This window comes from Pseudomonas sp. 1176_21, from assembly GCF_052850635.1.
In genome coordinates, this window is sequence record NZ_VXCV01000003.1 from 227,826 (window position 1) to 253,385 (window position 25,560).

The window sequence follows — 25,560 nt, forward strand, 5'->3', positions numbered from 1 at the left end:
GTAATTTAATAGTATTTAAAGATTGGCATTCGCTATGGGTAGCGTGGCCGCACCATTACAAGGAGCTGTGTGCCATGAACCTGTCGATCAATCGTGTTTTCAGCCTGTTCGCCACCCCCGCACTGGCCGCCGTGATCGGCTGGATGCCGACACTGGCGCAGGGCGCCGAGCTCAAGCAGATCCGCATCGCGGTGCCCGACCTGAGTGCCGGCACCCAGCATTCGGGCGGTGGCATCACCGACGTGCTGCAACAGCAACAGCTGCTGGAGAAAGCCTTCGCCGCCGACGGCATCAGCATCCAGTGGAACTACTTCAAGGGTGCGGGGCCGGTCATCAACGAGGCGTTCGCCAATGGCCAGGTGGACTTCGCCTACCTGGGCGACCTGGCGGCGATCATCGGCAAGGCCAATGGCGTCGACACCCGCCTGGTGGCCGCCACCGCGCGCGGGGTCAAACACTACCTTGGGGTGGTGCCGGGCAGCGGCATCAAGACCCTGCAGGACCTCAAGGGCAAGCGCGTGGCCGTGTTCCGTGGCACCGCCACGCAGCTTTCGTTCGATGCCGCGCTGGCCAGCCAGGGCCTGAGCGAGAAGGACCTCAAGGTCATCAACCTGGATTTCAGCGCGGCCATCGCCGCCCTGGCGGCCAGGCAGATCGACGCCACCTGGGGTTCCACCGGCATCAGTGCGCTGGCCGATCGCGGCCTGGCTGAACTGCCGCTCAATACCCGCGATCTGGGCGGGGCGGGCAATGTGCAGGCGGTGCTGGTGGCCGCCGGTGCCTTCGTCGATGCGTACCCGGCAGTGGTCGAGAAGTTCGTCGCCGCGCAGCAGCCGGCGGTGCAATGGCTGACCGACGATGCCAACAAGGACGCCTACATCCAGCTGGTGTCGGAGCGTGCCAGCTACCCACCGGCGATCCTGCAGCGTGACCTCAGCCAGGAGCGCCTGAGCGCGGTGTTCGACTCGACCCTGGACCCCGACTTTCTCGCCCGCCTGCAAGCCTCGGTGGACCTCGCCGCGCAGCAGCGCCTGATTCGCAAACCGTTCAAGGTCGACCAGTGGCTGGCGCCGCAGGCTACCCGACCAGCGCCTGTGGCGCAGGCTGGCGGTCAAGGTTGATCAGGGTCTCGATCATCGCCCGCGCCGCAGGGGACAGGCGGTAGCCGCTGCGGCTGACGATGCCGCAGCGGGCATTGAAGCTGTCGAGGTTGGCCGGCAGGTTGCGCCAGTGCAGGCGCACCAGTTCGCCGGCCTGCACCGCCGCGCCGTAGGCCTCTTCGCTGCCGATGCCGATGGCATTGGTGCCGAGCACGATCTTGAGCAGGGTGGGTTGGTGCTCGCTCTGGATCTGCGGCGAAAAGTCGGTCTTGCCGCTGAGGTTGGCCAGCAGCTTGCGCACCCCCGGCGGAATCAGCGAACAGGCCAGCGGGTAGTCGAACATGTCGTTGGTCGACAGGCTGTCCTTGGCCAGCAGCGGGTGCCCGGGGCGGCAGAAGAACAGGCCGCGGCGCGGGGTCAGGGCCAGGGTCTGGAAGTTGGGGTCGGCTTCGAAGTGGCGGATGTCGGCGACGAAGAACTCGATCTCTTCGCGGCTCAGCGCCCGGCTGAGCTTTTCCCAGTTTGAAACCTCGAAATGCGTGCGCACCTTGGGGTGGGCGTTGATGAACTGCGCCACCGCCTGCGGCACCAGGTTCACCGCCGGTGCAGGGCCGCAGCCAAAGCGCAGCTCGCCGGCATCGAGCTTGGTCATCTGCTGCACCTCGCTGCTCAACTGCGCCGCGCCCTGCACCAGGCGCAGAGCGTGCTGCAGCACCACCTGGCCTTCGGGCGTGGGGCGCAGATCCTTGTTGGCGCGGTCCACCAGCACACAGCCGAACTCCTGCTCCAGGCCCTGGATACTGCGGCTGAAGGCGGGCTGGGTGATGCCCATGGCGTCGGCGGCGCGCACGAAACTGCGGTGTTCGGTGAGGGCGATGAAGTAGCGCAGTTGGCGAAGATCCATATGCTTTTCCGGCATTCCAAAAATAGGGCGAAGGTATTTGCCGCCCCGGGAGTCTGGGTTTTAAATGCAAGCTCTTATTCCGTCAATGAAGCACTTGCATATCTGTTAGAGCTTATATGCATATAGATAGCGCCAGAGTTTCATCGGCACTTACCGTGACGCAACCGATGAGGGACGAACCATGAGCAACGCCGCATTTGCCGCAGCACCTGTCAGCCATGCGCTGGAGATTCATCCGGTGGCCGGGCGCATCGGTGCCGAAATTCGTGGGGTGACACTGGGCGCCGACCTGGCCCCGGCGGTGGTGGAGGCGATCCAGGCCGCGCTGGTGCAGCACAAGGTGATCTTCTTCAGGGGCCAGACGCAGCTGGACGACCAGACCCAGGAAGCCTTCGCGCACCTGCTGGGCGAGCCCATCGCGCACCCGACCGTGCCGGTGCGCGACGGCACCCGCTACCTGCTGGAACTCGATGGCGGGCAAGGGCGTCGGGCCAACTCCTGGCACACCGACGTGACCTTCGTCGAGGCGTACCCCAAGGCGTCGATCCTGCGTTCGGTGGTGGCGCCGGCGTCGGGGGGCGATACGGTGTGGGCCAATACCGCCAGCGCGTACGACGACCTGTCACCGGCCTTGCAGGCGCTGGCCGAGCAGTTGTGGGCGGTGCACAGCAACGAGTACGACTATGCCGCGACCAAGCCGAACGTGAGCCTCGAGCAGTTGGAGAACTACCGCAAGGTGTTCACTTCGACGGTGTACGAGACCGAGCATCCGGTGGTGCGGGTGCACCCGGTGAGCGGTGAGAAGCACCTGCTGCTGGGGCATTTCGTGAAGCGCATCAAGGGCTATTCGAAGGCCGATTCGGATCACCTGTTCAACCTGCTGCAGAGCCATGTGACGCGCCTGGAGAACACCGTGCGCTGGCGCTGGCAGGCCGGGGACGTGGCGATCTGGGACAACCGCGCGACCCAGCATTATGCGGTGGATGACTACGGTACCCAGGGGCGCGTGGTGCGCCGGGTGACGCTGCAGGGGGATGTGCCGGTGGGGGTGCAGGGGCAGCGTAGCCGCACCATCAAGGGGCAGGATGTGGGCTGATGGGGCTGGCCTCATCGCGGGTCAAGCCCGCTCCCACAGGAGTTCGGTGATCCTTGTGGGAGCGGGCTTGACCCGCGATGGGCTGCAACGCAGGCCCGAAGGTCAGAGAAAGCTGATCGGGTAGCTGACGATCAGGCGGTTCTCGTCGAATGCATTGGTGCTGAAGTCGCGGCGCATGGTCGAGTTGCGCCATTTGAACGACAGGTTCTTCAGGCTGCCGGACTGGATCACGTACGCCAGCTCCGATTCCCGCGCCCATTCCTTGCCGTCGCTGACCACGGCGGTGTGCACGTTGTCGCCCTTGATGTAGCGGTTCATCAGGGTCAGCCCCGGCACGCCAAGCCCGGCGAAGTTGAAGTCGTGACGCAGCTGCCAGGAGCGCTCCTTGGCATTGTCGAAGCTGGCGTTGTAGCTGTCGTTGGCCAGGGTGCCGCCACTGGTGCCGTTGACCCGCATCCACAGGTCGTCGCCGCTGACTTTCTGCAGCCCCACGTAGAAGGTGTTGCTGCCATAGCGTGCCGAAAGCAGCGCCGAGGCGGTGCGGTTGTCGAGCTTGCCGGCACGCTCGGCGCCGTCTTCCTTGCCGATGAAGTAGCCCAGGTTGGCGCCCAGGGTCCAGTCGCCCAGCGGCTGGCTGTGCACCAGGTTGATGTATTGCTGGTTGTAGATGTCCTTGAGCTGGGCGTTCCACACCCCGACCAGGGTGCGTTTGTCGTTGAAGGTGTACTCGCCACCGGCAAAGTTGAAGCGGTCGGAGGTGATACCGGCGCGGCCGTTCATGGACATGTCGTCCATGCTCGCGTCGTTGCGCGGGCTGTTGCCGCGAAATTGCCCGGCATACAGGGTCAGGCCGTCGATTTCCTGGGAGGTCAGCTGGCCGCCGCGAAAGGTCTGCGGCAGCGAGCGGCCGTCGTCCGAACGCAGGATCGGCAGTACCGGCATCCATTCGCCGACCTTCAGCTCGGTCTTGGACACCTTGGCCTTGAGCGCCACGCCCAGGCGTCCGAAGTCATCGGCCGGGCGGCCGTCATCGTGTACCGGCAACAGGTGCGTGCCGGCGGTACCCTTGCCGCCGTCGAGCTTGACCGAGTACAGGCCCAGCACGTCGACGCCGAAGCCGACGGTGCCCTGGGTGAAGCCGGACTTGGCGTCGAGGATGAAACTCTGGGTCCATTCCTCGCCCTTGCCCTGGGGGTTGGCCGGGTCGACGAAATTGCGGTTGATGTAGAAGTTGCGCAGGTTGAGGCCTACCTTGGCGTCTTCGACAAAGCCCCCTTCGTCGGCCAGGGCGGGCAGGGCGCAGCTTATGGCAAGCAGGCCGGGGAACAGGTGACGTGCGGGCTGGAAAGTGTTCATCGTTAGGGCGTCTCTTGTTTTTATGTTGGGGCGATGGCGGATGGATGGTGCTGTGGCAGGCAGGGGGGAATCAATTCGTTACAGGCGGAATTGGGCGATAACCGAACACTAACTGTCTGGTTACTTTTGGTGGGGGCAGGCTTGCAGGCACAAAAAAGCCCACCGCGAAGGGTGGGCTGTTGTGTCGCCACGCTATCGAATCAACCCTTGGGCGACTCGATCGACGCGTGCTGGCGGGCATCACCGGTGCGCTCGTACCAGCCGCCACCCAGGGCCTTGTACAGGTTGACCTCGCTGACCAGCTGCGACAGCCGGTCGCTGATCAGGGCCTGTTGGGCACTGAACAGGTTGCGCTGGGCATCCAGGAACGTCAGGTTGCTGTCGATACCGATACGGTAGCGACGCTCGGCCAGGCGGTAGTAGTCCTGGTTGGCTTCGACCAGATCACGCTGGGCCTGCAACTGCTCGTTGAAGGTCTGGCGCGCCGCCAGCCCATCGGAGACTTCCTGGAAGGCAGTCTGGATGGTCTTTTCGTACTTGGCGACGTTGATGTCCTTCTGGATCTTCGAGTAGTCCAGGCTCGCACGCAGGCTGCCGGCGTTGAAGATCGGCAGGTTGATCTGCGGCTGGAACAGCCAGGTGCCCGAGCCGCCCTTGAACAGCCCGCCCATGTCGGGGCTCAGGGTCCCGGCGTTGGCGGTCAGGCTGATGCTCGGGAAGAACGCTGCGCGCGCCGCGCCGATGTTGGCGTTGGCGGCCTTGAGCAGGTGCTCGGCCTCCTGGATGTCGGGACGACGCTGCAGCACGTCCGATGGCAGGCCGGCCGGCACGTCGGCCAGCAGGTCGCTGTCGAGTTTCATGCCGTTGGGCAGGTTCGCCGGCACGCCGGTGCCGACCAGCACGGCCAGGCTGTTCAGGTCCTGCGCCACCAGGCGCTGGTACTGGGCCAGCTTGACCCGTGCGCCCTCGACCGAGGTGCGCGCCTGGCTCAGGTCCAGGGCCGAGGCCACGCCGACTTCGCTGCTGCGACGGGTCAGGGCATAGCTCTGCTCGTAGGTCTTGAGCGTGTCTTCGGTGAGCGTCAGCAGCTCCTTGTCGGCCTGCCAGGTGAAGTAGGCGTTGGCCACGCTGGCCACCAGGCTGATCTGCGTGGAACGACGCGCCTGTTCACTCGACAGGTAGGTTTCCAGGGCCTGCTCGCTGAGGCTGCGCACCCGACCGAACAGGTCGAGTTCGTAGGCACTCACGCCCAGGGTGGCCGAGTACTGGCTGTTGATGCTCGACTCGCCGGTCTGCGAAACGTTGGCCGGCACCCGCTGGCGGCTGCCGCTGCCGGTGGCCGAGACCGCCGGGAACAGGTCGGCCCGCTGGATGCGGTACTGCGCCCGGTAGGCATCGATGTTCAGCGCGGCGACCCGCAGGTCGCGGTTGTTGACCAGCGAGGTCTGGATCAGTTGCTGCAGCGCCGGGTCATGGAAGAACTGGCGCCAGCCCTGTTCGGCCGCAGCCACGTCGGCCGACTGGGTCGGCGAGTAGGCCGGCCCTTGCGGCCACTGGGCCGCCACCGGCGACTCGGGGGTCTGGTAATCAGGGATCAGCGAGCAGCCACCGAGAATGAAGGCGGTGACTGCCAGGGACAACAGGGACTTACTCATTGCCCGGCCTCATAGCGTGGGGTTTCAGGTTTGGCGTCCTCTTCTTCGGGCTTCTTGCTACCGAACAGCGACGACACGCTTACGAAGAACAGTGGTACCCAGAAGATCGCCAGTACCGTTGCGGTGATCATGCCGCCGATCACACCGGTACCGATGGCGTGCTGGCTGCCGGAGCCTGCACCCGTGGCGATGGTCAGCGGCACCACGCCCAGGATGAACGCCAGCGAGGTCATGATGATCGGACGCAGACGCATGCGGCACGCCTCGATCGCCGCATCGACCAGGCTGCGGCCCTGCTCGTGCAGTTCCTTGGCGAACTCGACGATCAGGATCGCGTTCTTCGCCGCCAGGCCGATGGTGGTCAGCAGCCCCACCAGGAAGTACACGTCGTTGGACAGCCCGCGCATGCTGGCCGCCATCAGCGCACCGATGATACCCAGCGGCACCACCAGCACCACCGCGATCGGGATCGACCAGCTCTCGTACAGTGCCGCCAGGCACAGGAACACCATCAGCAGCGACAGCGCGAACAGTGCCGGCATCTGCGAGCCCGACAGCTTCTCTTCGTACGACATGCCGGTCCAGGCGAAGCCGACACCGGCTGGCAGTTGCGCCGCCAGGCGCTCGACCTCGGCCATGGCCTCACCGGTACTGTAGCCAGGGGCTGGCGCACCGAGTACTTCCATTGCCTCGACACCGTTGTAACGCGACAGCTTGGGTGCACCGTAGCTCCACTCGCCGCTGGCGAAGGAAGAGAACGGCACCATCTCGCCGGCGGCGTTGCGCACGTACCACTTCTGCAGGTCTTCAGGGCTCATGCGCGAATCGGCAGTGCCTTGCAGGTAGACCTTCTTGACCCGACCACGGTCGATGAAGTCGTTCACATAGCTGGCACCCAGGGCGATCGACAGGGTGTTGTTGATATCGGCGATGGTCACGCCCAGGGCACTGGCGCGTTCGTCGTCGATGGTCAGCTGGTATTGCGGCTCATCGTTCAGGCCGTTCGGACGTACCTGGGTGAGGATCTTGCTCTGCGCGGCCATGCCCAGGAACTGGTTGCGCGCTTCCATCAGCTTGTCGTGGCCGACGCCGGCGCGGTCCTGCAGGAACACGTCGAAACCGGTGGCGTTACCCAGCTCCAGTACGGCCGGCGGGGCGAAGGCGAACACCATCGCGTCGCGGAAGCTGAAGAAGTGCTGTTGGGCACGGGTTGCCAGGTTGAACACGCTGTTTTCGGCAGAACGTTCACCCCACGGCTTGAGCATGATGAAGGCCATGCCCGAGCTCTGGCCGCGGCCGGCGAAGTTGAAGCCGTTCACGGTGAACACCGAGGCCACTGTGTCGGACTCCTTGTCCAGCAGGTAGGCGCGCATTTCGTCGACCACCGCCTGGGTGCGCTCGGCACTGGAACCGGCCGGGGTCTGCACCTGGGCGAACAGTACGCCCTGGTCTTCCTCGGGCAGGAACGCGGTAGGGATACGCATGAACAGCCACACCATGCCCACCACGATCAGGATGTAGGCCAGGAAGTACGGGGCCTTGTGACGCAGGATGTTGCCCACGCCGCGCTCGTAGCTCTGCACGCTGCGGTCGAAGTTGCGGTTGAACCAGCCGAAGAAGCCACGCTTGGCGGTATGGTGCTCGCCTTTCTTGACCGGCTTGAGCATGGTGGCGCACAGCGCCGGGGTGAAGATCAGCGCGACCAGCACCGACAGGCCCATGGCCGACACGATGGTGATCGAGAACTGCCGGTAGATCACGCCCGTGGAGCCGCCGAAGAACGCCATCGGCAGCAGTACCGCCGACAGTACCAGGGCGATACCGACCAGGGCACCCTGGATCTGGCCCATGGACTTCTTGGTCGCCTCCTTGGGTGACAACCCCTCTTCGGACATCACCCGCTCGACGTTTTCCACCACCACGATGGCGTCGTCCACCAGCAGGCCGATGGCCAGGACCATGGCGAACATGGTCAGGGTGTTGATGCTGAAGCCTGCTGCGGCAAGGATGCCGAAGGTGCCGAGCAATACCACCGGTACGGTCATGGTGGTGATCACGGTGGCGCGGAAGTTCTGCAGGAACAGGTACATCACCAGGAACACCAGCACGATCGCCTCGATCAGGGTGTGGATCACCCCACTGATCGATTCGGTTACCACAGGCGTGGTGTCGTACGGGAACACCGCCTTCATGCCAGGCGGGAAGAACGGCTCCAGCTCGGCGATGGTGTTGCGCAGTGCCTTGGCGGTGTCCAGGGCGTTGGCCCCGGTTGCCAGCTTGATCGCAAGGCCGGAGGCCGGCTTGCCATTGAACTGTGCGCTGACGCTGTAGTTCTCGCCCCCCAGGCTGACGTCGGCGACATCGCCCAGGCGGACCTGGGAACCGTCACGGTTGACCTTGAGCAGGATCTTCTCGAACTGCTCGGCGGTCTGCAGGCGGGTCTTGCCGATGATGGTGGCGTTGAGCTGCGTGCCGGGCAGGGCAGGCAGGCCGCCCAGCTGGCCGGAGGACACCTGCACGTTCTGCGCGGCCACGGCGGTCTTGACGTCCACCGGGGTCAGCTGGAACTTGTTCAGCTTGGCCGGATCGAGCCAGATACGCATGGCGTACTGGGCACCGAACACCTGGAAGTCACCCACACCGGCGGTACGCGAGATCGGGTCCTGCATGTTGGAGACGATGTAGTTCGACAGGTCGTCCTTGGTCATGCTGCCGTCTTCGGACACCAGGCCGATCACCAGCAGGAAGTTCTTCACTGCCTTGGTCACGCGGATACCCTGCTGCTGCACTTCTTGCGGCAACAGCGGGGTGGCCAGGTTCAGCTTGTTCTGCACCTGGACCTGCGCGGTATCAGGGTTGGTACCCTGCTCGAAGGTGGCGGTAATGGTCATGCTGCCGTCCGAGTTGCTCTCGGACTGCACATAACGCAGGTTGTCGATACCGTTGAGCTGCTGCTCGATCACCTGGACCACGGTGTCCTGCACGGTCTGCGCCGAGGCGCCCGGGTAGGTCACGGCGATGGCGATGGCCGGCGGCGCGATGCTCGGGTACTGGTTGATCGGCAACTTGACGATCGACAAGGCCCCGACCAGCATGATCACCAGGGCGATTACCCAGGCAAAGATGGGGCGATCGATAAAGAATCTCGACATGGTTTATTCCCCTTTGGCCCCTGCTGACGCTGCATTGGCCTGGGACGGTTGGGCAGGCTTGACGTTGGTGGCTTCGCTGACCTTGACCTCGACGCCCGGCTTGACGAACTGCAGGCCTTCGGTGATCAGACGGTCGCCCGGCTTCAGGCCTTCCTCGATCAGCCAGTCGCTGCCAACGGTACGGCTGGCCTTGAGCTGGCGCAGTTCGACCTTGTTGTCCTTGTCCACGATCAACGCGGTGGGCTGGCCCTTGAGGTCACGGGTCACGCCTTGTTGCGGGGCGAGGATCGCGTTGGCGTTCACGCCGGCGGCCAGGCGTGCATGCACGAACATCCCTGGCAGCAAGTTGTGCTCGGGGTTGGGGAACACGGCGCGCAGGGTTACCGAGCCGGTGGTCTGGTCGACCGAGACTTCGGAGAACTCCAGGCGGCCTTCGTGGGTGTAGGTGGTGCCGTCTTCCAGGTTCAGCGAGACCTTGGCGGCGTTGGCCCCGGCCTTCTGCAGTTGCCCGCTTTCGAGCTCGCGGCGCAGCTTGAGCAGCTCGGCCGAAGACTGGGTGACGTCGACGTAGATCGGGTCCAGCTGCTGGATCACCGCCATGGCATCGGCCTGGCCGTTGTTGACCAGCGCACCTTCGGTGAACATCGAGCGTCCGATACGGCCGCTCAGTGGCGCCAGCACCTTGGTGTAGCGCAGGTCGATCTGTGCGCTGCGCAGCGAGGCTTCAGCCTGCAAACGTTTGGCTTGTGCGTCGTCGTATTCCTGACGGCTCACCGCCTGCTCGGCCACCAGTTGCTTGTAGCGGTCCGACAGCGAGCGGGTCGATTGCAGGTTGGCCTGGGCGCTGGCCAGGGTCGCCTCGTACACCGACGGGTCGATCTGGTACAGCTGCTGGCCTTCCTTGACCTCGCTGCCTTCCTTGAACAGACGCTTGAGAATGATGCCGTTGACCTGTGGACGCACTTCGGCCACGCGGTAGGCGATGGTGCGCCCCGGCAGGTCGGAAGTCAGGGTATAGGCCTGGGATTGAAGGGTCACGACGCCGACCTGAGGAGCTTGCGCCGCAGGCGCCGCTTCTTCCTTTTTACAGCCGCTGAGCAGTGTTGCCAGGGCGACGGCGGAAACCAGAGCGGAAACAGCTGGCTTGAATTGCATGAAGATCCTCGGGTCGAAAGAGCTGAAGACGCTCAAGAGTAATGGAAACGGGATGAAGGGAAAATTAATTCCGGGTGGATAAGTAGGATGCTAAGGAATATACTTACATTCATGCTTGTTTGTAAATACCCGTGGTGCACCTTGTCGAGGTGACCACAGGCTTGATTAAGACACCCGGTAGAGGGCCCGACAGTGGCCATGCCGGCTCAGAACCCGGACGCCCGCAGCGCGCGTCCGGCTCCTTGATGAGGTTGTACTGCCATGGTCCGTCGCACCAAAGAGGAAGCTCAGGAAACCCGCCAACAGATACTCGAGGCCGCCGAAAAAGCTTTCCATGCCCGTGGGGTGGCGCGTACCACCCTGGCGGATATCGCCAAGCTGGCCGGGGTGACCCGGGGTGCCATCTACTGGCACTTTCAGGACAAGGGCGAACTGGTGCAGGCCCTGCTCGACAGCCTGCGTGAGCCGATCGAGGCGCTGGCCCAGGCCGGCGAGAGCGAAGACGAGCCGGACCCGCTGGGCTGCATGCGCAAGTTGCTGATTCAACTGATGCAGCAGATGCTGCACGAGCCGCGTACCCGGCGCATCAATGAGATCCTGCATCATAAGTGTGAATTCACCGATGACATGTGTGAGATCCGTCAGCAGCGCCAGGCCACGACCCGCGACTGCTACGAGCGTATAGCGCTGACGTTGACCAATGCAGTCAGGCGTGGGCAATTGCCTGCGGACATGGACCCGCAGCGTGCCGCTATTGCAATATTCGCTTACATCGACGGCATCATTGGCAGCTGGCTGCTGCTGCCGGACAGTTTCGATATTGCCGGGGATGCCGAGCGGTGGGTGGATACCGGGCTGGATATGCTGCGCTTGAGCCCGTCGCTGCGCAATTGAGCATTTGTGAGCATTTGTGAAGGTTGGCATAGGACGTTTCCCTGTCGTGCCCCGTGCCCGGTCAACAAAAAACACCCGCGCTGCTTGGAACGGTAGTCGGTGACCGGGTAGTCTGCCTCCAAGGACCATCAACTTTTCGTAGAGCCCTGGCATGAGTGCGCACAACCCGACCCTCAAAGGTGCCGAGCAGCCGCTCAAGGCAATCGCCCTGATGTGCATGGCGGTGCTGTTGTTCGCCAGCCACGATGCCCTGTCCAAATACCTTTCCGGCTTCTATGCCATCGTCATGGTGGTGTGGGCACGCTATGTGGTGCACACCCTGCTGATGCTGGTGGTGTTCGTGCCGCGCAGCGGCTTCTCGGCGGTGGTGCGTACACGCCGCCCCGGCCTGCAACTGGCCAGGGCGCTGTGCCTGATCGGCACCAGCCTGTTCTTCACCACCGGCCTGCGTTACATCCCCCTGGCCGAAGCCACCGCCGTGAACTTCCTCGCGCCCCTGCTGGTAACCGCATTGTCGGTACCGCTGCTGGGTGAGCGGGTCAGCCGCGCCCAGTGGCTGGCGGTGCTGGCCGGGTTTGTCGGCGTGCTGATCGTGGTGCGCCCGGGCGGGGCGCTGTTCACCCCCGCAATCCTGCTACCGTTGTGTTCGGCCTTCTGCTTCGGCTGCTACCAGTTGCTCACGCGCAAGCTCAGCGGCATCGACAGCCCGACCACCAGCAACTTTCTCACCGGCATCTTCAACAGCCTGATCATGACCGCGCTGGTGCCATTCTTCTGGAGCATGCCGACCCTGGGGCATGGCCTGTTCATGATCGGCCTGGGCACCTGCGGGATGCTCGGGCACATGCTGCTGACCCAGGCCTTCCGGCATGCCGCGCCGGCCATGCTGGCGCCCTTCAGCTACGGGCAGATCCTGTTCGCCGGCCTGTACGGCTACCTCATTTTCAATCACACCCCGGACGCCTACGGCGTGGTCGGCATTGCGGTCATTTGCCTGAGCGGCCTGGCGGTGGCCTGGGCGCAGCGGCGCAACTGACTACTGCCGGCCGCGCAGCTCGCGGTTGGGCAATGCCAGCGCCGCCGACAATCCCAGCAGGGAGACGGCGGCGCTACCCAGCAACAGGTTGCGAAAGGTCTGCAGCAACTGCGCCTGCACCGCCGCACTGGCCTGGCCGTCCTTGAGGCTGCCGATCAACGCCTCGCCGGCCAGGCTGAAGCCGCTGCCGTGCAGCAGGCTGAGCAGCAGTGCCGACATGCAGGCCACGCCCATCGCCCCGCCCAGCGAGCGGAACAGGTTGGTGGTGCTGGTCGCCACGCCGATGTCCCGCGGCTCCACTGCGCTCTGGGTTGCCACCAGCGAGGTGGGGAACTGCAGGCCCGAGGCGATCCCGGTCAGCAGCATGAACGCGCCACTGAGCAGCACGCCGTCGATCGGGCTCAGGGCCATGCCGATGATCGCCACCGGCATCAACAGTGCACCGCCCAGAATCTGCGGCTTGTAGCGCCCGGTCAGGCTGGTCAGGCGGCCGCCGCAATAGGCGCCGATCGGCAGGCCCATGGCCAGGGGCAGCAGGTGCAGGGCGGCGCTGTCGGCGCCCGCCCCGGTGATGCTCTGAAAGCGCAGCGGCATCAGCATGGTCAGCGAGATGGCCTGGAAACTGGTGAAGAAGATCGTGCACCAGCACAGCACCGCCACCCGGTTGCCGAACAGCTGCAACGGCAGCAGTGGCTCGACGGCGCGGCGTTCGTGCAGCACGAATACGCCCAGCCCGAACAGGGCTGCCAGCAGCAGGCCGGCAACCGGGCCGGACCCGACGGGCTGGCCCTGGCCGATCAGGGTGATGCCCAGCAGCAGGGCCGTCAGGCCCAAGATCAACAGCACCGCGCCGGGGTAGTCCACCTGCGCCTTGCGTTGCGGCGTGGCCAGCCCGCGCAGGGTACGCTCGGTGACCCACCAGGCGGTCAGCCCCAGCGGCAGGTTCAGCCAGAACACCCAGCGCCACGACAGGTACTCGGTCAGCAGCCCGCCCAGCACCGGGCCGGCGACGCTGGCCAGGGCATACATGCTGCTGAAATAACCCTGGTAGCGACCGCGCTCGCGGGGCGGCACGAAGTCGCCGATGATCGCCTGGCTGACCGACACCATGCCGCCCGCGCCGATGCCCTGCAGTACCCGCGCCAGCACCAGTTGCTCCATGTTCTGTGCCAGCGCGCAGAACAGCGAGGCCAGGGTGAAAAGCCCGGTACCGGTCAGGATCATGCGCCGTCGGCCGTACAGGTCGCCGAGCTTGCCGTAGATCGGCACCGCCACGGTCATGGCCACCATGTAGCCGGAAATCACCCAGGCCAGCAGGGTCACGTCGTTGAATTGCGCGGAGATCGCCGGCATCGAGACCGCGACGATGGTCTGGTCCAGCGCGCCGAGGAAGATCGCCAGCATCAGCGCGACGAGCACGCTGCGCAGGGCGGGTTGCGGAGTGTTCAATTGCGTCACGGGGCAGCTCTGGGCAAGTGGGACCGGGTGCTGCCCAGTGTACTCGATAGCCTGCTAAGCGTCTTCGATGGGCTCGTAGGGCAGGCCCACGTAGTTTTCTGCCAGTGTCCTGCGCCCGGCCTCGGAGCCCACGAAGTAGTCCAGCTCGGTGTGCTGGATACGCTGGCTGAAGGCGTCGCTGTTGGGGAAGCGGTGCAGCATCGAGGTCATCCACCACGAGAAGCGTTCGGCCTTCCAGATGCGCCGCAGACAGATCGCCGAGTAGCGTTCCAGCAGGTCGGTGCGGCCTTCGGCGTAGACCTTGCGCAGGATGTTGTACAGCGTGCTGACGTCGCTGGCGGCCAGGTTCAGGCCCTTGGCCCCGGTGGGTGGCACGATGTGCGCGGCGTCGCCGACCAGGAACAGGCGCCCGTACTGCATCGGCTCCACCACGAAGCTGCGCAGCGGGGCGATGCTTTTCTCGATCGACGGGCCGGTGACCAGGCGCTCGGCCAGCTCGTCGGGCAGGCGCGACTTGAGTTCCTCCCAGAAGCGCTCATCCGGCCAGTCCTCGACCTTCTCTTCGGCCGGCACCTGCACGTAGTAGCGGGTGCGGGTGGGCGAGCGCATGCTGCACAGGGCGAAGCCGCGTTCGTGGCGCGCGTACACCAGCTCGTCGCTGACCGGCGGGGTATCGGCCAGGATGCCCAGCCAGCCGAACGGGTAGACCCGCTCGAACACCTGCAGCGCCTCGCTTGGAATCGACTGGCGTGCCACCCCGTGATAACCGTCGCAGCCGGCAATGTAGTCGCAGTCCAGGCGATGCTGCTGGCCGTCCTTTTCGTAGGTGACGTAGGGCTGCCCAGTCTTCATGTCGTGCGGGCGCACGTTCTCGGCGTGGTAGACCGTGGTCGCACCGCTGTCGGCGCGGGCGGCCATCAGGTCGCGGGTGACTTCGGTCTGGCCGTAGATCATCACGCCCTGGCCGCCGGTCAGGCCCTTGAGGTCGATGTGCTCGCGGCGCCCGTCGAAGGCCAGTTCGAAGCCGGCATGGGGCAGCCCTTCGGCGTCCATGCGCTGACCGACCCCGGCTTCGCGCAGCAGCTCGACCATGCCCTGTTCGAGCACGCCGGCGCGGATACGCCCGAGTACATAGTCGGGGCCCTGGCGTTCGAGGATGACGTTGGAGATGCCGGCGTTGTGCAGCAACTGGCCGAGCAGCAGGCCGGACGGGCCCGCACCGATGATCGCGACTTGGGTTTTCATGATTGTTGGACTTTTTATGATTGGAGTACCTGCATTTTTCGCTTGCCGGCTGGCCTTCTGAAGGGACAAACCGAGCACAAAGCGGTACTTTTCGCTAATAGGTGCGTTTATCGGACAGTGGTCGGGAAGCGAGGGTGTGATGAGCAGGGTGTCGATTCCGGTATTCAAGCTGTACGGCGAGACGCTGGGCTGGCCGACGCCCGACCTGCTGCACAGCGAGTCGATCCCGGCGCGCAGCCGCCTGCACCAGTGGGAGATCGAGCCGCACCGGCATGCCGACCTGTGGCAGTTGCTGTTCCTGTACAGGGGCCAGGCCGAGATCGAGCTGGAGGGGCAGGTGTGTCGCCTGGAGCAGGCGGCGATCCAGGTGGTGCCGGCGCTGTGCGTGCACGGCTTTCGCTTTTCCGAAGACGTCGACGGTTATGTGGTGACCCTGGCGGCGCCGCTGGTGGAGGTGCTGCAGCGGCAATTGACGGGCGTGCCAGCCGCCCTGCAGCGCGGCGCCAGTTACCTGGCCGGGGCCGACGCCGATTACCTCAACAGCCTGTTCAGCACCCTGCAGGCCGAGTACCAGCAGGACCTGCCCGGGCGCGAGTTGCAGCTGCATTCGCTGATCAACCTGATGGTGGTGTGGATCAGCCGCCAACAGTTGCGCCGCAGTGCCGGTGCCCAGGTGCCGGAACGTGGGCGCGAGTATCTGCAGCGTTTCAACGGGCTGGTGGAGCAGCAGTTTCGCCAGCAGCCGAGCGTGGAGCAGCTGGCGCATCAGGTGGGGGTGTCGGTGGCAACGCTCAATACCTTGTGCCGGGCATTGGCCGGGCAGTCGGCGCTGCAGATCGTGCACCAGCGCATCGTGCTGGAAGCCAAGCGCGACCTGATCTACACCAGCCTCACGATCAACCAGCTGGCCGACAGCCTGGGTTTTGCCGACCCGGCGTACTTCTCGCGCTTCTTCCGGCGCATGACCGGCCTCTCGCCCCGCGACTTTCGTCGTCGTGAACCTTTGCTGGCTACCTGACCACGCTCAGCGTGCCGGCATGGGGCAGGCAGTGGGCGGAGCTGCAGCTGGACGCCGCATAGGGTTGCTGGCGCAGCAGCTCGACCCGATACGCCGCTGCCCCGTACACCCCGAGCACGGCAGTGATGGCCAACAGGGCAGCGCATTTTCTGGATTTCAGGGTCATGGCACCAACCTCCTGTATCCCGCACACAGATGCTTCTACAAGCATAGGCCAGCATTGCGCCAGGTGCCTGCCGGTCAGTCCAGGCCGTGGTCCCAGTGGGGCGGGTCGGTGAAGCGTGCCGCCAGAAAGTCGAGCATGCTGCGCAGGGTTGCGGGCATGTGCTTGCGCGAGGTGTACACCGCGTTCAGGCCCAGTTCGCGGGGCCTGGCCTCGGGCAGCAGGCGTACCAGCGTGCCGCTGCGCAGGGCTTGCCATACCAGGTAGGTGGGCAGCATGGCGATACCGGTGCCGGCCAGGGTGGCGCGCTCCAGGGTCAGGGCCTCGTTGGCGCTGATGTTGCCTTGCACCGGCACCGACACCTGTTCGCCGTCGACCTCGAAATGCCAGAGGCTGTGGCCGAAATACGAATGGGTCAGGCAGTTGTGCTGGCTCAGGTCCTGCACCTGGCGCGGTACGGGGTGCTCGCGCAGGTAGGCTGGCGAGGCGCACACCACCGAGCGGCACACACTCAGGCGGCGGGCGATGAGGTTGGGGTCCAGGTCGTTGCTGACGCGGATGGCCAGGTCGATGCGTTCGTCCACCAGGTTGACCGTGCGGTCGAGCATCTGCAGGTCGACCTTCACCAGCGGGTAGCGCTTGACGTAGTCCGCCACCGCTTCCACCAGTTGCGCATGCCCGAACGAGGTACTGACGCTGATACGCAGTTCACCCCGCGGCGCGTCATCCGGGGCGCCCACTGCAGCGTGCAGGTCGCCCACCAGTTCCAGCATCTGCCGGCAGCGCGGCAGGGTTTCCAGACCGGCGGCAGTCAGGCTCAGCTTGCGCGTGGTGCGCTGCATCAGGCGCGCCCCCACCCAGTCTTCAAGTTCGGCCAGGTAACGCGAAACCACCGGGCGCGACAGGTCCAGTTGGTCGGCGGCGGCCGACTGGCTGCCCAAGTCGACTACGCTGACGAACACTTTCATTGCGGTGAGACGGTCCATGATCTGCCCGATTTCAGAAACAAACTATGTTGGAGCATCGCATTTTTTGTGATGGTTCGTGCAACTAAGCTGTGCCTCATCGATGACTTGAACAGGTATTGCTTGATGGCTGCTTTCTTTTCCCTGCGTCGCCTGCTGCTGGCGTGTGCCGCTTTCGGTGCGATCACCCAGGCCGTTGCCGGCGACGCACCGCTGAAACTGGACGTGTACAACCCCGGCAGCGAGGCGCTGTTTCCGGTCAGCTCGGTGATCGTCAGTGGCCAGCACGAGGCGATTCTGGTGGATGCACAGTTCGGCAAGGGCCAGGCCGAGCAGGTGCTGAAGAAGCTTCGCGATAGCGGCAAGCAACTCACCACCATCTACATCAGCCATGGCGACCCGGACTATTACTTCGGCCTCGACACCCTGACCCGTGCCTACCCCAAGGCCAAGGTGCTGGCGTCGCAGGCGACGGTCGCGCACATCAAGCAGACCATGGCTGCCAAGCTTGCCTACTGGGGCCCGCAGATGGCGGCCGACAAGCCCGCCCGGCTCATCGTGCCTGACGTGCTGCCCGGCAACGTGCTCACCCTTGAAGGGCAGCGTCTTGAAGTGATCGGCCTGGACGGCCCGCAGCCCGACCGCAGCTTTGTATGGGTCCCGTCGATCAAGGCGGTGGTCGGCGGGGTAGTGGTGGCCGAGAACCTGCACGTGTGGATGGCCGACACCCAGTCGGCGCAGTCGCACAAGGACTGGCTCGCGACCCTGGCGCGCATCGAGCAGTTGGCGCCGCAGACGGTGGTGCCGGGGCATTACCTGGGGCAGAGCAAGGGGTCGCTCGAGGCGGTGCGCTTCACCGCCGATTACATCCGCGCCTTCGATGCCGAAACCGCCAGGGCGGCCAACTCGGCCGAGCTGGTCGCTGCAATGAAAAAACGTTACCCCGGCCTGGGCGAGGAGAGCTCGCTGGAGCTCGGCGCCAAGGTCGCCAAGGGCGAAATGAAGTGGTAAGTGTCGTTCAATCCTGATCGGAGGTTTCCATGAGCAAGATCGCAATCATCGGTGCTACCGGACGTGCCGGCAGCCAGTTGCTGGAAGAGGCCCTGCGCCGTGGCCACAGCGTCACCGCCATTGCCCGCGACCCGTCGCGCCTGCAGGGGCGCGAAGGGGTGAGCACGGTAGCCCTGGACGTGACCCGGGGCGAGGGGCTGGAGCAGGCCGTTGCCGGGCATGACGTGGTGCTCAGCGCCGCGCACTTTGCCACGGTGCCGGCGCAGGCGATCATCGGGCCGGTCAAGAAGGCCGGGGTCAAGCGCCTGCTGGTGGTGGGCGGGGCGGGCAGCTTGCTGCTGCCGTCAGGGGAGCGCGTGATCGACGCGCCGGACTTCCCCGAGGCCTACAAGGCCGAGGCGAGCGCAGGTGGCGATTTTCTGCAGGCCTTGCGTCAGGAGCAGCAACTGGACTGGACCTTCCTGTCGCCGTCGGCGGAGTTCGTCGAAGGCGAGCGCACCGGTAGCTACAGGGTGGGCAAGGATCACCTGCTGGTCGACGCGAAGGGCAGGAGCTGGATCACCTTTGCCGACTATGCGATTGCGTTGCTCGATGAGGTAGAGAAGCCAGCGCATTCGCGTCAGCGCTTTACTGTGGGGTACTAGGGGCTGTATGAAAAGTCTTGAGACGAAGGTCAGGCAAGGCGAAAACAGCCGAGGAAGCGGAGTTTACGGGTTGTAAATGAGCATTCCGAGGCTGTTTTCAACGCAGCATCACCGAGTATCAAGGCTTTTCGTACAGAGCCTAGAAAGCATTCGCCGGCAAGGCCGGCTCCTACAGGTATAGGAGCCGGCCTTGCCGGCGAATGCATCAACGCGGTGCCCCTGCCTGCCCGCCCAACCACTCCAGCAAGGCCATCAACCCCGGCGCCGCCACCTGCGCGGGCCGTACCAGGTAATAGCCCTTGCCGGTCTTGACCCGCAGGTCGAACGGCATCACCAGCCGTCCGCTGGCCAGGTCATCGCCGATCAACGCCCAATCCCCTATCGCCACCCCGGTGCCCTGGGACGCCATCGACATGGCCATGTCCAACGTTTCGAAATGCTGGCGCCGGCCTTGCCTGGGCAGTTGCACGCCGGCTGCGCCAAGCCAGGTCGCCCAGTCCTTCTCGTCCCGCGCCGGGTGCAGCAGCATGTGCTGCTGCAGATCATCCAGCGTGCGCAACGGCAACTGCGGCGCGCACACCGGTGTCAGTTGTTCATCGAACAGCTTCAGCACCTGCAGGGCCGGATCAGGCTCGGCGCCATACACCACCGCCGCATCGAACGCTTCCCGGCGAAAATCCACCCCGTGCTGCACGGTGGTGGTCAGCTCCACCGGTACTTCGGGGTGCAGCGCCTGCCATTCCATCAGGCGCGGCAGCAACCAGCGCATCACGCAGGTCGGCGCCTTCAGTTGCAGGGTGGTGCGCTGCGCTCCCACCTGCTGCACGCCTTCCTCGATCAGCCCGAATACCTGCTGCACCCGCGGCAGCCAGTCCTGGCCCTCGCGGGTCAGGCTCAGGCCGCGTGCCTGGCGCACGAACAGCGCGTAGCCCAGGTGTGCTTCCAGGCCGGCGATCTGGCGGCTCACCGCGCCCTGGGTCAGGTGCAGTTGCTGCGCCGCACGGGTGAAGTTGCAGCATTGCGCAGTGATCAGGAAGGTGTGCAGGGCAGGCAAGGGAGGCAGGCGTTTCATCGGGGTAAGCCATGAGCTGTAGACATGGCTAGTATGAGGATTTTTGCATTGTGCCGGTAGCGCCTGGCGGGTCCAATCAGGCCTTGTTCCAGAATGATTCCAGGTAGACCACCATGGCGACTTGCGGCGAAGTATTGGTAAAACTCCTCGAAAACTATGGCGTCGACCATGTTTTCGGCATTCCCGGCGTGCACACGGTCGAGCTGTACCGCGGCCTTGCCGGCTCGACCATCCGTCATATCACCCCGCGCCACGAGCAAGGCGCAGGCTTCATGGCTGACGGCTTTGCCCGTACCCGTGGCAAGCCTGGGGTGTGCTTCATCATCACCGGCCCGGGCATGACCAACATCACCACCGCCATGGGCCAGGCCTATGCCGACTCGATCCCGATGCTGGTGATCTCCAGCGTGCAGTCGCGCAATGCCCTGGGCGGCGGTCGCGGCAAGCTGCACGAGCTGCCCAACCAGGGCGCGCTGGTCAGCGGTGTGGCGGCGTTCTCGCACACACTGATGAGCGCCGATGACCTGCCGGCCGTGCTGGCCCGCGCCTTTGCGGTATTCGAGGGCGCGCGCCCGCGCCCGGTGCATATCGAGATCCCGCTGGACGTGCTGGTCGAAGACGCCGATCACCTGCTTGGCTGCGAGCCGGTACACATCGCCCGCGCCGGTGCCGCGCCAGGGCCGGTGGCGAGCATGGCGGCGCTGCTGGCCGCTGCCCGCCGCCCGTTGATCCTGGCCGGTGGCGGTGCCATCGACGCAGGCGCCGCACTCGCCCGGTTGGCCGAGCACCTGCAGGCGCCCGTTGCACTCACCATCAATGCCAAGGGCGTGCTGGCCTCCGGGCACCCGCTGCTGATCGGCTCGACCCAGTCGCTGGTGGCGACCCGTGCACTGGTGCGCGAGGCCGACGTGGTGCTGGCGATCGGCACCGAGCTGGCCGAAACCGACTATGACGTCACCTTCAAGGGCGGCTTCGAGATCCCCGGCACCCTGCTGCGCATCGACATCGACCCGGACCAGTGCGTGCGCAACTACCCGCCCAGGGTGGCACTGGTAGCCGATGCAGAGCAGGCGGCGCAGGCCCTGTTGCTGGCCCTGGCCGAGCAGCCGGCGCCACCGCGCGAAGGCGAGTGGGGCGCGGCGCGGGCAGCGCGCCTGCGCGATACCCTGGCCAGCGAATGGGATGCGGCCACGCGGGCGCAGACGCTGTTCCTCGACAGCGTGCTGCAGACGTTGCCCGATGCCGTGCTGGTCGGTGATTCGACCCAGCCGGTGTACACCGGCAACCTGACCCTGGACCTCGACCAGCCGCGCCGCTGGTTTAACGCCTCGACCGGCTACGGCACCCTCGGCTACGCCTTGCCGGCGGCCATGGGCGCGTGGCTGGGCAGTGCGGAGCAGGCGGATCGACGCTTGCCTGCGGTGTGCCTGATCGGCGACGGCGGCTTGCAGTTCACCCTGCCGGAGCTGGCCAGTGCGGTGGAGGCGCAGGTGCCGCTGATCGTGTTGCTGTGGAACAACCAGGGGTACGAGGAGATCAAGAAGTACATGGTCAACCGCGCCATCGAACCGGTGGGCGTGGATATCCACACCCCCGATTTCATTGGCGTGGCCAAGGCCCTCGGTTGCGCCGCCGAAGCGGCGAGCGGGGTGGCGCAACTGCGCGAGGCGTTGTTGCGTGCCCGCCAACGCAGTGGCCCGAGCCTGATCGAGGTCGACCAGGCAGCGTGGATGCAGGCGGTGCAACCATGCTGAACCTGCCCGGTATCTACATCGAGGGCGCGTGGCATCACGGCGCGCAGCCGCTCACGGTCATCAACCCGAGCACAGGGCAGTCCCTGGCCGAGGTGGCCGGGGGCGATGGCGATGCAGTGGCCTGTGCCGCCACGGCGGCGCAGGCCGCTTTTGCCGGCTGGTCGCGTACCACCGGGGCGCACCGTGGCGAGCTGCTGCACAGGATCGCGCGGGGTGTGGAGGCCCGCCGCGAGCGGCTGATCGAACTGCAATCGCGCAACAACGGCAAGCCCCTGGCCGAGTCGGCGATGGACGTCGACGATGTGGTGGCAACGTTCGAGTACTACGCGGGCCTGGCGCAGGCCCTGGACAGGCAGCAGGACCAGCCGCTGGCCTTGCCCAGCGAGGATTTCAGCGCCCGCCTGCGTCGCGAGCCGTGCGGTGTGGTCGGCCTGATCGTGCCGTGGAACTTCCCGATGGTGACCACCGCCTGGAAGCTGGCCCCGGCGTTGGCGGCAGGGTGCTGCGTGGTGCTCAAGCCGTCGGAGGTCACGCCCCTGGCCGAGCTGGAACTGGCCCGGATCATCGCCGACTGCGGCCTGCCGGATGGGGTGTTCAATCTGGTGTGCGGCACCGGGCTGGCGGTGGGGGCGCCGCTGACGAGCGACCCGCGTATCGCCAAGGTGTCGTTCACCGGCAGCAATGCGGTCGGCGTGCAGGTGATGCAGCGCGCGGCCGAGACGGTCAAGGGGGTGAGCCTGGAGCTGGGCGGCAAGTCGTCATTGCTGGTGCTGGAGTCGGCCGAGCTGGAGCTTGCGCTCGAGCTGGCCTGCGCCGGCGGCTTCTTCAATGCCGGGCAGATGTGCTCGGCCACCAGCCGCGTGCTGGTGGCCGATGCGCTGTACGACGCCTTTGTCGACGGGGTGAAGGCACGGGCTGCGGCGATCCGGGTGGGTGACCCGTTTGCCGGCGACAGCGACATGGGGCCGCTGGTCAACCAGGCCCAGTACCAGCGCGTGCTGGGGCACATCGAGCGTGGCATGCACAGCGGCGCGCGCTTGCTGTGCGGTGGCAAGCCGCTCGAACACGCCGCTGGGTACTTCATCGAGCCCACGGTGTTTGCCGAGGTACCGCTGGACAGTGCGCTGTGGCGCGAGGAAATCTTCGGCCCGGTGCTGTGCGTGCGTCGGGTGGCCAGCGAAGCCGAAGCGGTGGCGTTGGCCAACGACAGCGAGTTCGGGCTGGTGGCCAGCGTGGTAGGTGCAGACCAGACGGCCGCCGAACGGGTGGCCGACCAGCTGCAGGCCGGGCTGGTGTGGATCAACGCACCGCAGGTGATCTTCCCGCAGGCAGCGTGGGGTGGCTACAAGCAGAGCAGCCTGGGGCGCGAGCTGGGGCCCTGGGGGCTGGCGGCGTTTCAGGAGATCAAGCATGTGGTGAGGGCGGTGTAGCGTTCTTCGCCGGCAAGGCCGGCTCCTACAGGCGACCGCGTACTGCCTGTAGGAGCCGGCCTTGCCGGCGAAAGCGATCTAGAGCGCGCTACGCAACCTTGCCATGTCCCGCAGCGGTGGCGCGCCATACAGCCGGCTGTACTCGCGGCTGAACTGCGACGGGCTCTCATAGCCTACCCGATACCCCGCCACCGACGCCTCCAACCCATCGTTGAGCATCAGCCGCCGGGCTTCCTGCAAGCGCAGTTGCTTCTGATACTGCAACGGGCTCATCGAGGTCACCGCCTTGAACCGGTGGTGCAGGGTCGAGGCACTCAGGTTTACCTCCCGTGCCAGGTCGTCGATGCGCAGCGGGCGCTGAAAATGATCATTGAGCCACTGGATGGCCTGGCACACGCGGTGGGTCTGGGTGTTGGCCATGGCGATCTCGTACAGCCGCGCACCCTGCTGCCCACGCAGCAGCCGATAGAGAATCTCGCGACGGATCAGCGGCGCCAGCACGGCAATGTCCTTGGGCGTATCCAGCAGGCGGATCAGGCGCAGCAATGCATCGAGCATCTGGGTGTCCAGGCGTTCGATGAACACCCCCCGCGACGACGGCTGCGACGGCACGCCCATCGGCCCGGCCTCGGCGATCAGGCTGTTGATCTCGGCCGGGTCGATGTCCAGGCGAATGCCCAGGCTGGGGTTCTGCGGGCTGGCCTCCAGCAGTGCACCGCTGATCGGCATCGCCACCGACACCACCATGTAGTGCAGCGGGTCGTACACATAGGTCTCGTCGCCCAGGCAGATCTCCTTGCGGCCCTGGGCCAGGATGCACAGCGCCGGCTGCGCCAGGGTCGGCATCGAGCGGGTGCTCTGCTCGTAGCGGCTCAGGTGCAGGTCGGCGATGGCCGAAGGCACCGTGCCGCTGGGGCAGTGGCGAACGACCAGCCCGGCCAGTTCCTGGCGCAGAAGCTCCAGGGCCGGGTCCAGCAACGGTGGGGTGGGTTCTGGGGCTGACATGTGCGGGTTCCTCTGCCGATGGGCGCAGCATAGGTTCGCGCACGCCGGGGCGCTAGCCGAATGCTGCGCGGTTCTTGCCTGATCCTGCGACGGGTGCAGAATCAGGCAAGCCGTCGACAGGAATCGCCTAACGCCGCGCGTGGCCTGGGCCGTAGCCTTGGCAGCCTGGGTTTTCTTCCCTGGCCGCTTCAAGGAGCACCGCACATGACGTCATCACAACCGGTCAGCCATCTTTCCTTCGTGCGCGCCAGCGTCGGCCGTTCGGCCGAGCTGGGCGTGCGCCTGCAGCAACTGCTCGAACCGTCGCGGCAAACCCCGGGGTGTCTGCATTTCAGCGTGCAGCGTTCCACCTGCGATGCCGACCTGTGGTTGCTCAACGGGGTGTGGGCCGATACTTCGGCGCTGCACGACTACTTTGCCTCGCCCAGCCTGCAGCTGTTTGGTGAACTGGTGCAGGCGCGGGTGGTGGACAGCCTCGACCTGCAGACGTTCACCGAGCAGCCGGCGAGTTAGAATGGCGCCTTTCCGGCAACCGATGTGGATGTGAGAGGCAATGGCACGTAAAGAATTCGACGTATTCGAGGCTGTTTCGGCGGTGGTGCCGGGCGAGGGTGGCTACAGCGCCGCGATCGCGGTCAAGGCCCTGGGCGCTGGCGGCGCACCGCGTTTTCACAAGGTGCTGCCAGGGCAGGTATTCAAGACCGCACTGGAGGCCGATGACGCTGCAGTGGTCGAACTGGAGCGCCTGAACGGCGTCAGTGACGACGCCGAACTGATCTGGTGATCAGGCCTGCGGGCGGGCCATCTTGAACAGGTTGCCCAGCTCGAAGTAATCCGCCGGGCCGCCGCCGCGCAGAATCGGCTCGGCGGCCGCGGTGTCGTAGATCCCTTCCTTGAGCAGGTGCTCGGCAATGTGCACCGCTACCACTTCGCCCAGAATCAGCCAGCTTGGCACCAGCGCCTGGTCGGCACGTTGCAGTTGCACGATCTGGGTCACCTTGCATTCGAACGACACCGGGCTTTCCTGCACCCGGGGTACCGCAATCACCCTGGAGGCTGCCGGGGTCAGCTGGCTCAGGGCGAACTCGTCGACCTCTGGCGCCACGGCGGCGCAGCTCTGGTTCATGGCCTCGGCCAGCGGGCGTGTGGCCAGGTTCCAGGCGAACTCGCCGGTCTGTTCGATGTTGTTCAGGCTGTCTTTGCGCCCGACGCTGCAGAACCCGATGATCGGCGGAATGTAGTTGAAGGCGTTGAAAAAACTGTAGGGCGCAAGGTTCAGGCGGCCGTCGCGGTCCTGGGAGGAGATCCAGCCGATCGGGCGCGGGCCGACGATGGCGTTGAACGGGTCGTGGGGCAGGCCGTGGCCTTTTGCGGGTTCGTAGTAGTACATCATCGGGCCTTGTGGGCGGAGGGTGCGCCTAGTGTGCCAACAGTTGCCGGCCCTGAA

Annotated in this window: 23 protein-coding genes; 11 read left to right on the forward strand and 12 right to left on the reverse strand. The window is 65.5% G+C overall.

Annotated features, from left to right (window positions below; translation table 11 throughout):
- Positions 1-74: 74 nt before the first annotated feature.
- Positions 75-1,121, forward strand: coding sequence for an ABC transporter substrate-binding protein (locus FW760_RS09205; protein ID WP_043860761.1), 1,047 nt, complete (start codon positions 75-77; stop codon positions 1,119-1,121).
- Here the strand turns inward: FW760_RS09205 and FW760_RS09210 are convergent.
- Positions 1,078-2,004 carry a LysR family transcriptional regulator gene (locus FW760_RS09210; RefSeq protein WP_043860762.1) on the reverse strand — a complete coding sequence of 309 codons (927 nt, stop codon included), beginning with the start codon at positions 2,002-2,004 and terminating at the stop codon, positions 1,078-1,080. The two genes, FW760_RS09205 and FW760_RS09210, sit on opposite strands and share 44 nt — an antisense overlap.
- A gap of 181 nt (positions 2,005-2,185) precedes the next feature.
- Between FW760_RS09210 and FW760_RS09215 the strand changes: the two genes are divergently transcribed.
- Entirely contained in the window at positions 2,186-3,100 is a 915-nt protein-coding gene (locus FW760_RS09215) for a TauD/TfdA dioxygenase family protein (protein ID WP_043860763.1), read from the forward strand.
- Between the two features lie 102 nt (positions 3,101-3,202).
- Here FW760_RS09215 and FW760_RS09220 read toward each other — a convergent pair whose 3' ends face one another.
- The 4 genes from FW760_RS09220 to FW760_RS09235 all read right to left on the reverse strand — a co-directional run bounded on the left by FW760_RS09220 (position 3,203) and on the right by FW760_RS09235 (position 10,418).
- Positions 3,203-4,456: an OprD family porin gene (locus FW760_RS09220; protein ID WP_088515516.1), complete on the reverse strand. Its 1,254-nt coding sequence runs from the start codon at positions 4,454-4,456 to the stop codon at positions 3,203-3,205.
- Positions 4,457-4,656: 200 nt separating this feature from the next.
- Entirely contained in the window at positions 4,657-6,111 is a 1,455-nt protein-coding gene (locus FW760_RS09225; RefSeq protein WP_446443739.1) for an AdeC/AdeK/OprM family multidrug efflux complex outer membrane factor, read from the reverse strand.
- Complete coding sequence (gene ttgB / locus FW760_RS09230) at positions 6,108-9,263, reverse strand: multidrug efflux RND transporter permease subunit TtgB (RefSeq protein WP_043860766.1); 3,156 nt, start codon at positions 9,261-9,263, stop codon at positions 6,108-6,110. The genes FW760_RS09225 and ttgB overlap by 4 nt, the downstream gene beginning before the upstream one ends.
- A 3-nt stretch (positions 9,264-9,266) precedes the next feature.
- Positions 9,267-10,418, reverse strand: a complete 1,152-nt coding sequence (locus tag FW760_RS09235) for an efflux RND transporter periplasmic adaptor subunit (protein WP_054914799.1) — start codon at positions 10,416-10,418, stop codon at positions 9,267-9,269.
- Positions 10,419-10,679: 261 nt separating this feature from the next.
- Here FW760_RS09235 and FW760_RS09240 point away from each other — a divergent pair, with 261 nt between their 5' ends.
- Positions 10,680-11,312: a TetR family transcriptional regulator gene (locus FW760_RS09240; protein ID WP_043860768.1), complete on the forward strand. Its 633-nt coding sequence runs from the start codon at positions 10,680-10,682 to the stop codon at positions 11,310-11,312.
- A gap of 151 nt (positions 11,313-11,463) precedes the next feature.
- A complete protein-coding gene (locus FW760_RS09245; RefSeq protein ID WP_043860769.1) occupies positions 11,464-12,348 on the forward strand; it encodes a DMT family transporter in 885 nt (294 codons plus the stop codon).
- Here FW760_RS09245 and FW760_RS09250 read toward each other — a convergent pair whose 3' ends face one another.
- Both FW760_RS09250 and pobA read right to left on the reverse strand, forming a co-directional pair.
- Positions 12,349-13,752, reverse strand: coding sequence for an MDR family MFS transporter (locus FW760_RS09250; RefSeq protein ID WP_446443786.1), 1,404 nt, complete (start codon positions 13,750-13,752; stop codon positions 12,349-12,351).
- A 108-nt stretch (positions 13,753-13,860) separates the two neighbouring features.
- A complete protein-coding gene (gene pobA, locus FW760_RS09255; protein ID WP_446443740.1) occupies positions 13,861-15,051 on the reverse strand; it encodes a 4-hydroxybenzoate 3-monooxygenase in 1,191 nt (396 codons plus the stop codon).
- A 139-nt stretch (positions 15,052-15,190) separates the two neighbouring features.
- Here pobA and FW760_RS09260 point away from each other — a divergent pair, with 139 nt between their 5' ends.
- Positions 15,191-16,069 carry a helix-turn-helix domain-containing protein gene (locus FW760_RS09260; RefSeq protein WP_446443741.1) on the forward strand — a complete coding sequence of 293 codons (879 nt, stop codon included), beginning with the start codon at positions 15,191-15,193 and terminating at the stop codon, positions 16,067-16,069.
- On the opposite strand, the gene FW760_RS09265 is transcribed toward FW760_RS09260, so the two are convergent.
- The gene (locus FW760_RS09265) at positions 16,062-16,235 is read right to left on the reverse strand and encodes a hypothetical protein (RefSeq protein WP_167400210.1); all 174 of its coding nucleotides are present in this window, start codon (positions 16,233-16,235) and stop codon (positions 16,062-16,064) included. The genes FW760_RS09260 and FW760_RS09265 overlap by 8 nt on opposite strands.
- Positions 16,236-16,309: 74 nt before the next feature.
- A complete protein-coding gene (locus FW760_RS09270) occupies positions 16,310-17,218 on the reverse strand; it encodes a LysR family transcriptional regulator (protein WP_054914797.1) in 909 nt (302 codons plus the stop codon).
- A gap of 105 nt (positions 17,219-17,323) precedes the next feature.
- Between FW760_RS09270 and FW760_RS09275 the strand changes: the two genes are divergently transcribed.
- Together FW760_RS09275 and FW760_RS09280 are read left to right on the forward strand one after the other, a co-directional pair.
- On the forward strand, positions 17,324-18,208 hold the full coding sequence (locus FW760_RS09275) for an MBL fold metallo-hydrolase (protein ID WP_446443742.1): 885 nt from the start codon (positions 17,324-17,326) through the stop codon (positions 18,206-18,208).
- 29 nt (positions 18,209-18,237) lie between these two features.
- Positions 18,238-18,852: an NAD(P)-dependent oxidoreductase gene (locus FW760_RS09280; RefSeq protein ID WP_043860774.1), complete on the forward strand. Its 615-nt coding sequence runs from the start codon at positions 18,238-18,240 to the stop codon at positions 18,850-18,852.
- Positions 18,853-19,057: 205 nt separating this feature from the next.
- On the opposite strand, the gene FW760_RS09285 is transcribed toward FW760_RS09280, so the two are convergent.
- The gene (locus FW760_RS09285) at positions 19,058-19,924 is read right to left on the reverse strand and encodes a LysR substrate-binding domain-containing protein (RefSeq protein ID WP_058540916.1); all 867 of its coding nucleotides are present in this window, start codon (positions 19,922-19,924) and stop codon (positions 19,058-19,060) included.
- Positions 19,925-20,037: 113 nt separating this feature from the next.
- On the opposite strand from FW760_RS09285, the gene FW760_RS09290 reads away from it, so the two are divergent.
- Together FW760_RS09290 and FW760_RS09295 are read left to right on the forward strand one after the other, a co-directional pair.
- Positions 20,038-21,678, forward strand: a complete 1,641-nt coding sequence (locus tag FW760_RS09290) for a 5-guanidino-2-oxopentanoate decarboxylase (RefSeq protein WP_353227585.1) — start codon at positions 20,038-20,040, stop codon at positions 21,676-21,678.
- On the forward strand, positions 21,672-23,108 hold the full coding sequence (locus FW760_RS09295) for an aldehyde dehydrogenase family protein (protein WP_446443743.1): 1,437 nt from the start codon (positions 21,672-21,674) through the stop codon (positions 23,106-23,108). Before FW760_RS09290 ends, FW760_RS09295 begins: the two co-directional genes overlap by 7 nt.
- 78 nt (positions 23,109-23,186) lie before the next feature.
- Here the strand turns inward: FW760_RS09295 and FW760_RS09300 are convergent, their stop codons facing one another.
- Positions 23,187-24,113 carry an AraC family transcriptional regulator gene (locus tag FW760_RS09300; RefSeq protein WP_043860778.1) on the reverse strand — a complete coding sequence of 309 codons (927 nt, stop codon included), beginning with the start codon at positions 24,111-24,113 and terminating at the stop codon, positions 23,187-23,189.
- Between the two features lie 204 nt (positions 24,114-24,317).
- Here FW760_RS09300 and FW760_RS09305 point away from each other — a divergent pair, with 204 nt between their 5' ends.
- On the forward strand, positions 24,318-24,626 hold the full coding sequence (locus tag FW760_RS09305) for a putative quinol monooxygenase (protein ID WP_043860779.1): 309 nt from the start codon (positions 24,318-24,320) through the stop codon (positions 24,624-24,626).
- Positions 24,627-24,666: 40 nt separating this feature from the next.
- Positions 24,667-24,897 (forward strand): hypothetical protein, encoded by a 231-nt coding sequence (locus tag FW760_RS09310; protein WP_043860780.1) that lies wholly within the window; start codon positions 24,667-24,669, stop codon positions 24,895-24,897.
- Here the strand turns inward: FW760_RS09310 and FW760_RS09315 are convergent, their stop codons facing one another.
- Entirely contained in the window at positions 24,898-25,503 is a 606-nt protein-coding gene (locus FW760_RS09315; protein WP_043860781.1) for a flavin reductase family protein, read from the reverse strand. It lies immediately after the preceding gene.
- Between the last annotated feature and the right edge of the window lie 57 nt (positions 25,504-25,560).

Bases quoted from the DNA above. Each gene is read 5' to 3' on its own strand.
- FW760_RS09205 (WP_043860761.1), top strand. From the start codon at position 75: ATGAACCTGTCGATCAATCGTGTTTTCAGCCTGTTCGCCACCCCCGCA.
- FW760_RS09210 (WP_043860762.1), bottom strand. From the start codon at position 2,004: ATGGATCTTCGCCAACTGCGCTACTTCATCGCCCTCACCGAACACCGC.
- FW760_RS09215 (WP_043860763.1), top strand. From the start codon at position 2,186: ATGAGCAACGCCGCATTTGCCGCAGCACCTGTCAGCCATGCGCTGGAG.
- FW760_RS09220 (WP_088515516.1), bottom strand. From the start codon at position 4,456: ATGAACACTTTCCAGCCCGCACGTCACCTGTTCCCCGGCCTGCTTGCC.
- FW760_RS09225 (WP_446443739.1), bottom strand. From the start codon at position 6,111: ATGAGTAAGTCCCTGTTGTCCCTGGCAGTCACCGCCTTCATTCTCGGT.
- ttgB (WP_043860766.1), bottom strand. From the start codon at position 9,263: ATGTCGAGATTCTTTATCGATCGCCCCATCTTTGCCTGGGTAATCGCC.
- FW760_RS09235 (WP_054914799.1), bottom strand. From the start codon at position 10,418: ATGCAATTCAAGCCAGCTGTTTCCGCTCTGGTTTCCGCCGTCGCCCTG.
- FW760_RS09240 (WP_043860768.1), top strand. From the start codon at position 10,680: ATGGTCCGTCGCACCAAAGAGGAAGCTCAGGAAACCCGCCAACAGATA.
- FW760_RS09245 (WP_043860769.1), top strand. From the start codon at position 11,464: ATGAGTGCGCACAACCCGACCCTCAAAGGTGCCGAGCAGCCGCTCAAG.
- FW760_RS09250 (WP_446443786.1), bottom strand. From the start codon at position 13,752: ATGCTGGCGATCTTCCTCGGCGCGCTGGACCAGACCATCGTCGCGGTC.
- pobA (WP_446443740.1), bottom strand. From the start codon at position 15,051: ATGAAAACCCAAGTCGCGATCATCGGTGCGGGCCCGTCCGGCCTGCTG.
- FW760_RS09260 (WP_446443741.1), top strand. From the start codon at position 15,191: ATGAGCAGGGTGTCGATTCCGGTATTCAAGCTGTACGGCGAGACGCTG.
- FW760_RS09265 (WP_167400210.1), bottom strand. From the start codon at position 16,235: ATGACCCTGAAATCCAGAAAATGCGCTGCCCTGTTGGCCATCACTGCC.
- FW760_RS09270 (WP_054914797.1), bottom strand. From the start codon at position 17,218: ATGGACCGTCTCACCGCAATGAAAGTGTTCGTCAGCGTAGTCGACTTG.
- FW760_RS09275 (WP_446443742.1), top strand. From the start codon at position 17,324: ATGGCTGCTTTCTTTTCCCTGCGTCGCCTGCTGCTGGCGTGTGCCGCT.
- FW760_RS09280 (WP_043860774.1), top strand. From the start codon at position 18,238: ATGAGCAAGATCGCAATCATCGGTGCTACCGGACGTGCCGGCAGCCAG.
- FW760_RS09285 (WP_058540916.1), bottom strand. From the start codon at position 19,924: ATGAAACGCCTGCCTCCCTTGCCTGCCCTGCACACCTTCCTGATCACT.
- FW760_RS09290 (WP_353227585.1), top strand. From the start codon at position 20,038: ATGGCGACTTGCGGCGAAGTATTGGTAAAACTCCTCGAAAACTATGGC.
- FW760_RS09295 (WP_446443743.1), top strand. From the start codon at position 21,672: ATGCTGAACCTGCCCGGTATCTACATCGAGGGCGCGTGGCATCACGGC.
- FW760_RS09300 (WP_043860778.1), bottom strand. From the start codon at position 24,113: ATGTCAGCCCCAGAACCCACCCCACCGTTGCTGGACCCGGCCCTGGAG.
- FW760_RS09305 (WP_043860779.1), top strand. From the start codon at position 24,318: ATGACGTCATCACAACCGGTCAGCCATCTTTCCTTCGTGCGCGCCAGC.
- FW760_RS09310 (WP_043860780.1), top strand. From the start codon at position 24,667: ATGGCACGTAAAGAATTCGACGTATTCGAGGCTGTTTCGGCGGTGGTG.
- FW760_RS09315 (WP_043860781.1), bottom strand. From the start codon at position 25,503: ATGTACTACTACGAACCCGCAAAAGGCCACGGCCTGCCCCACGACCCG.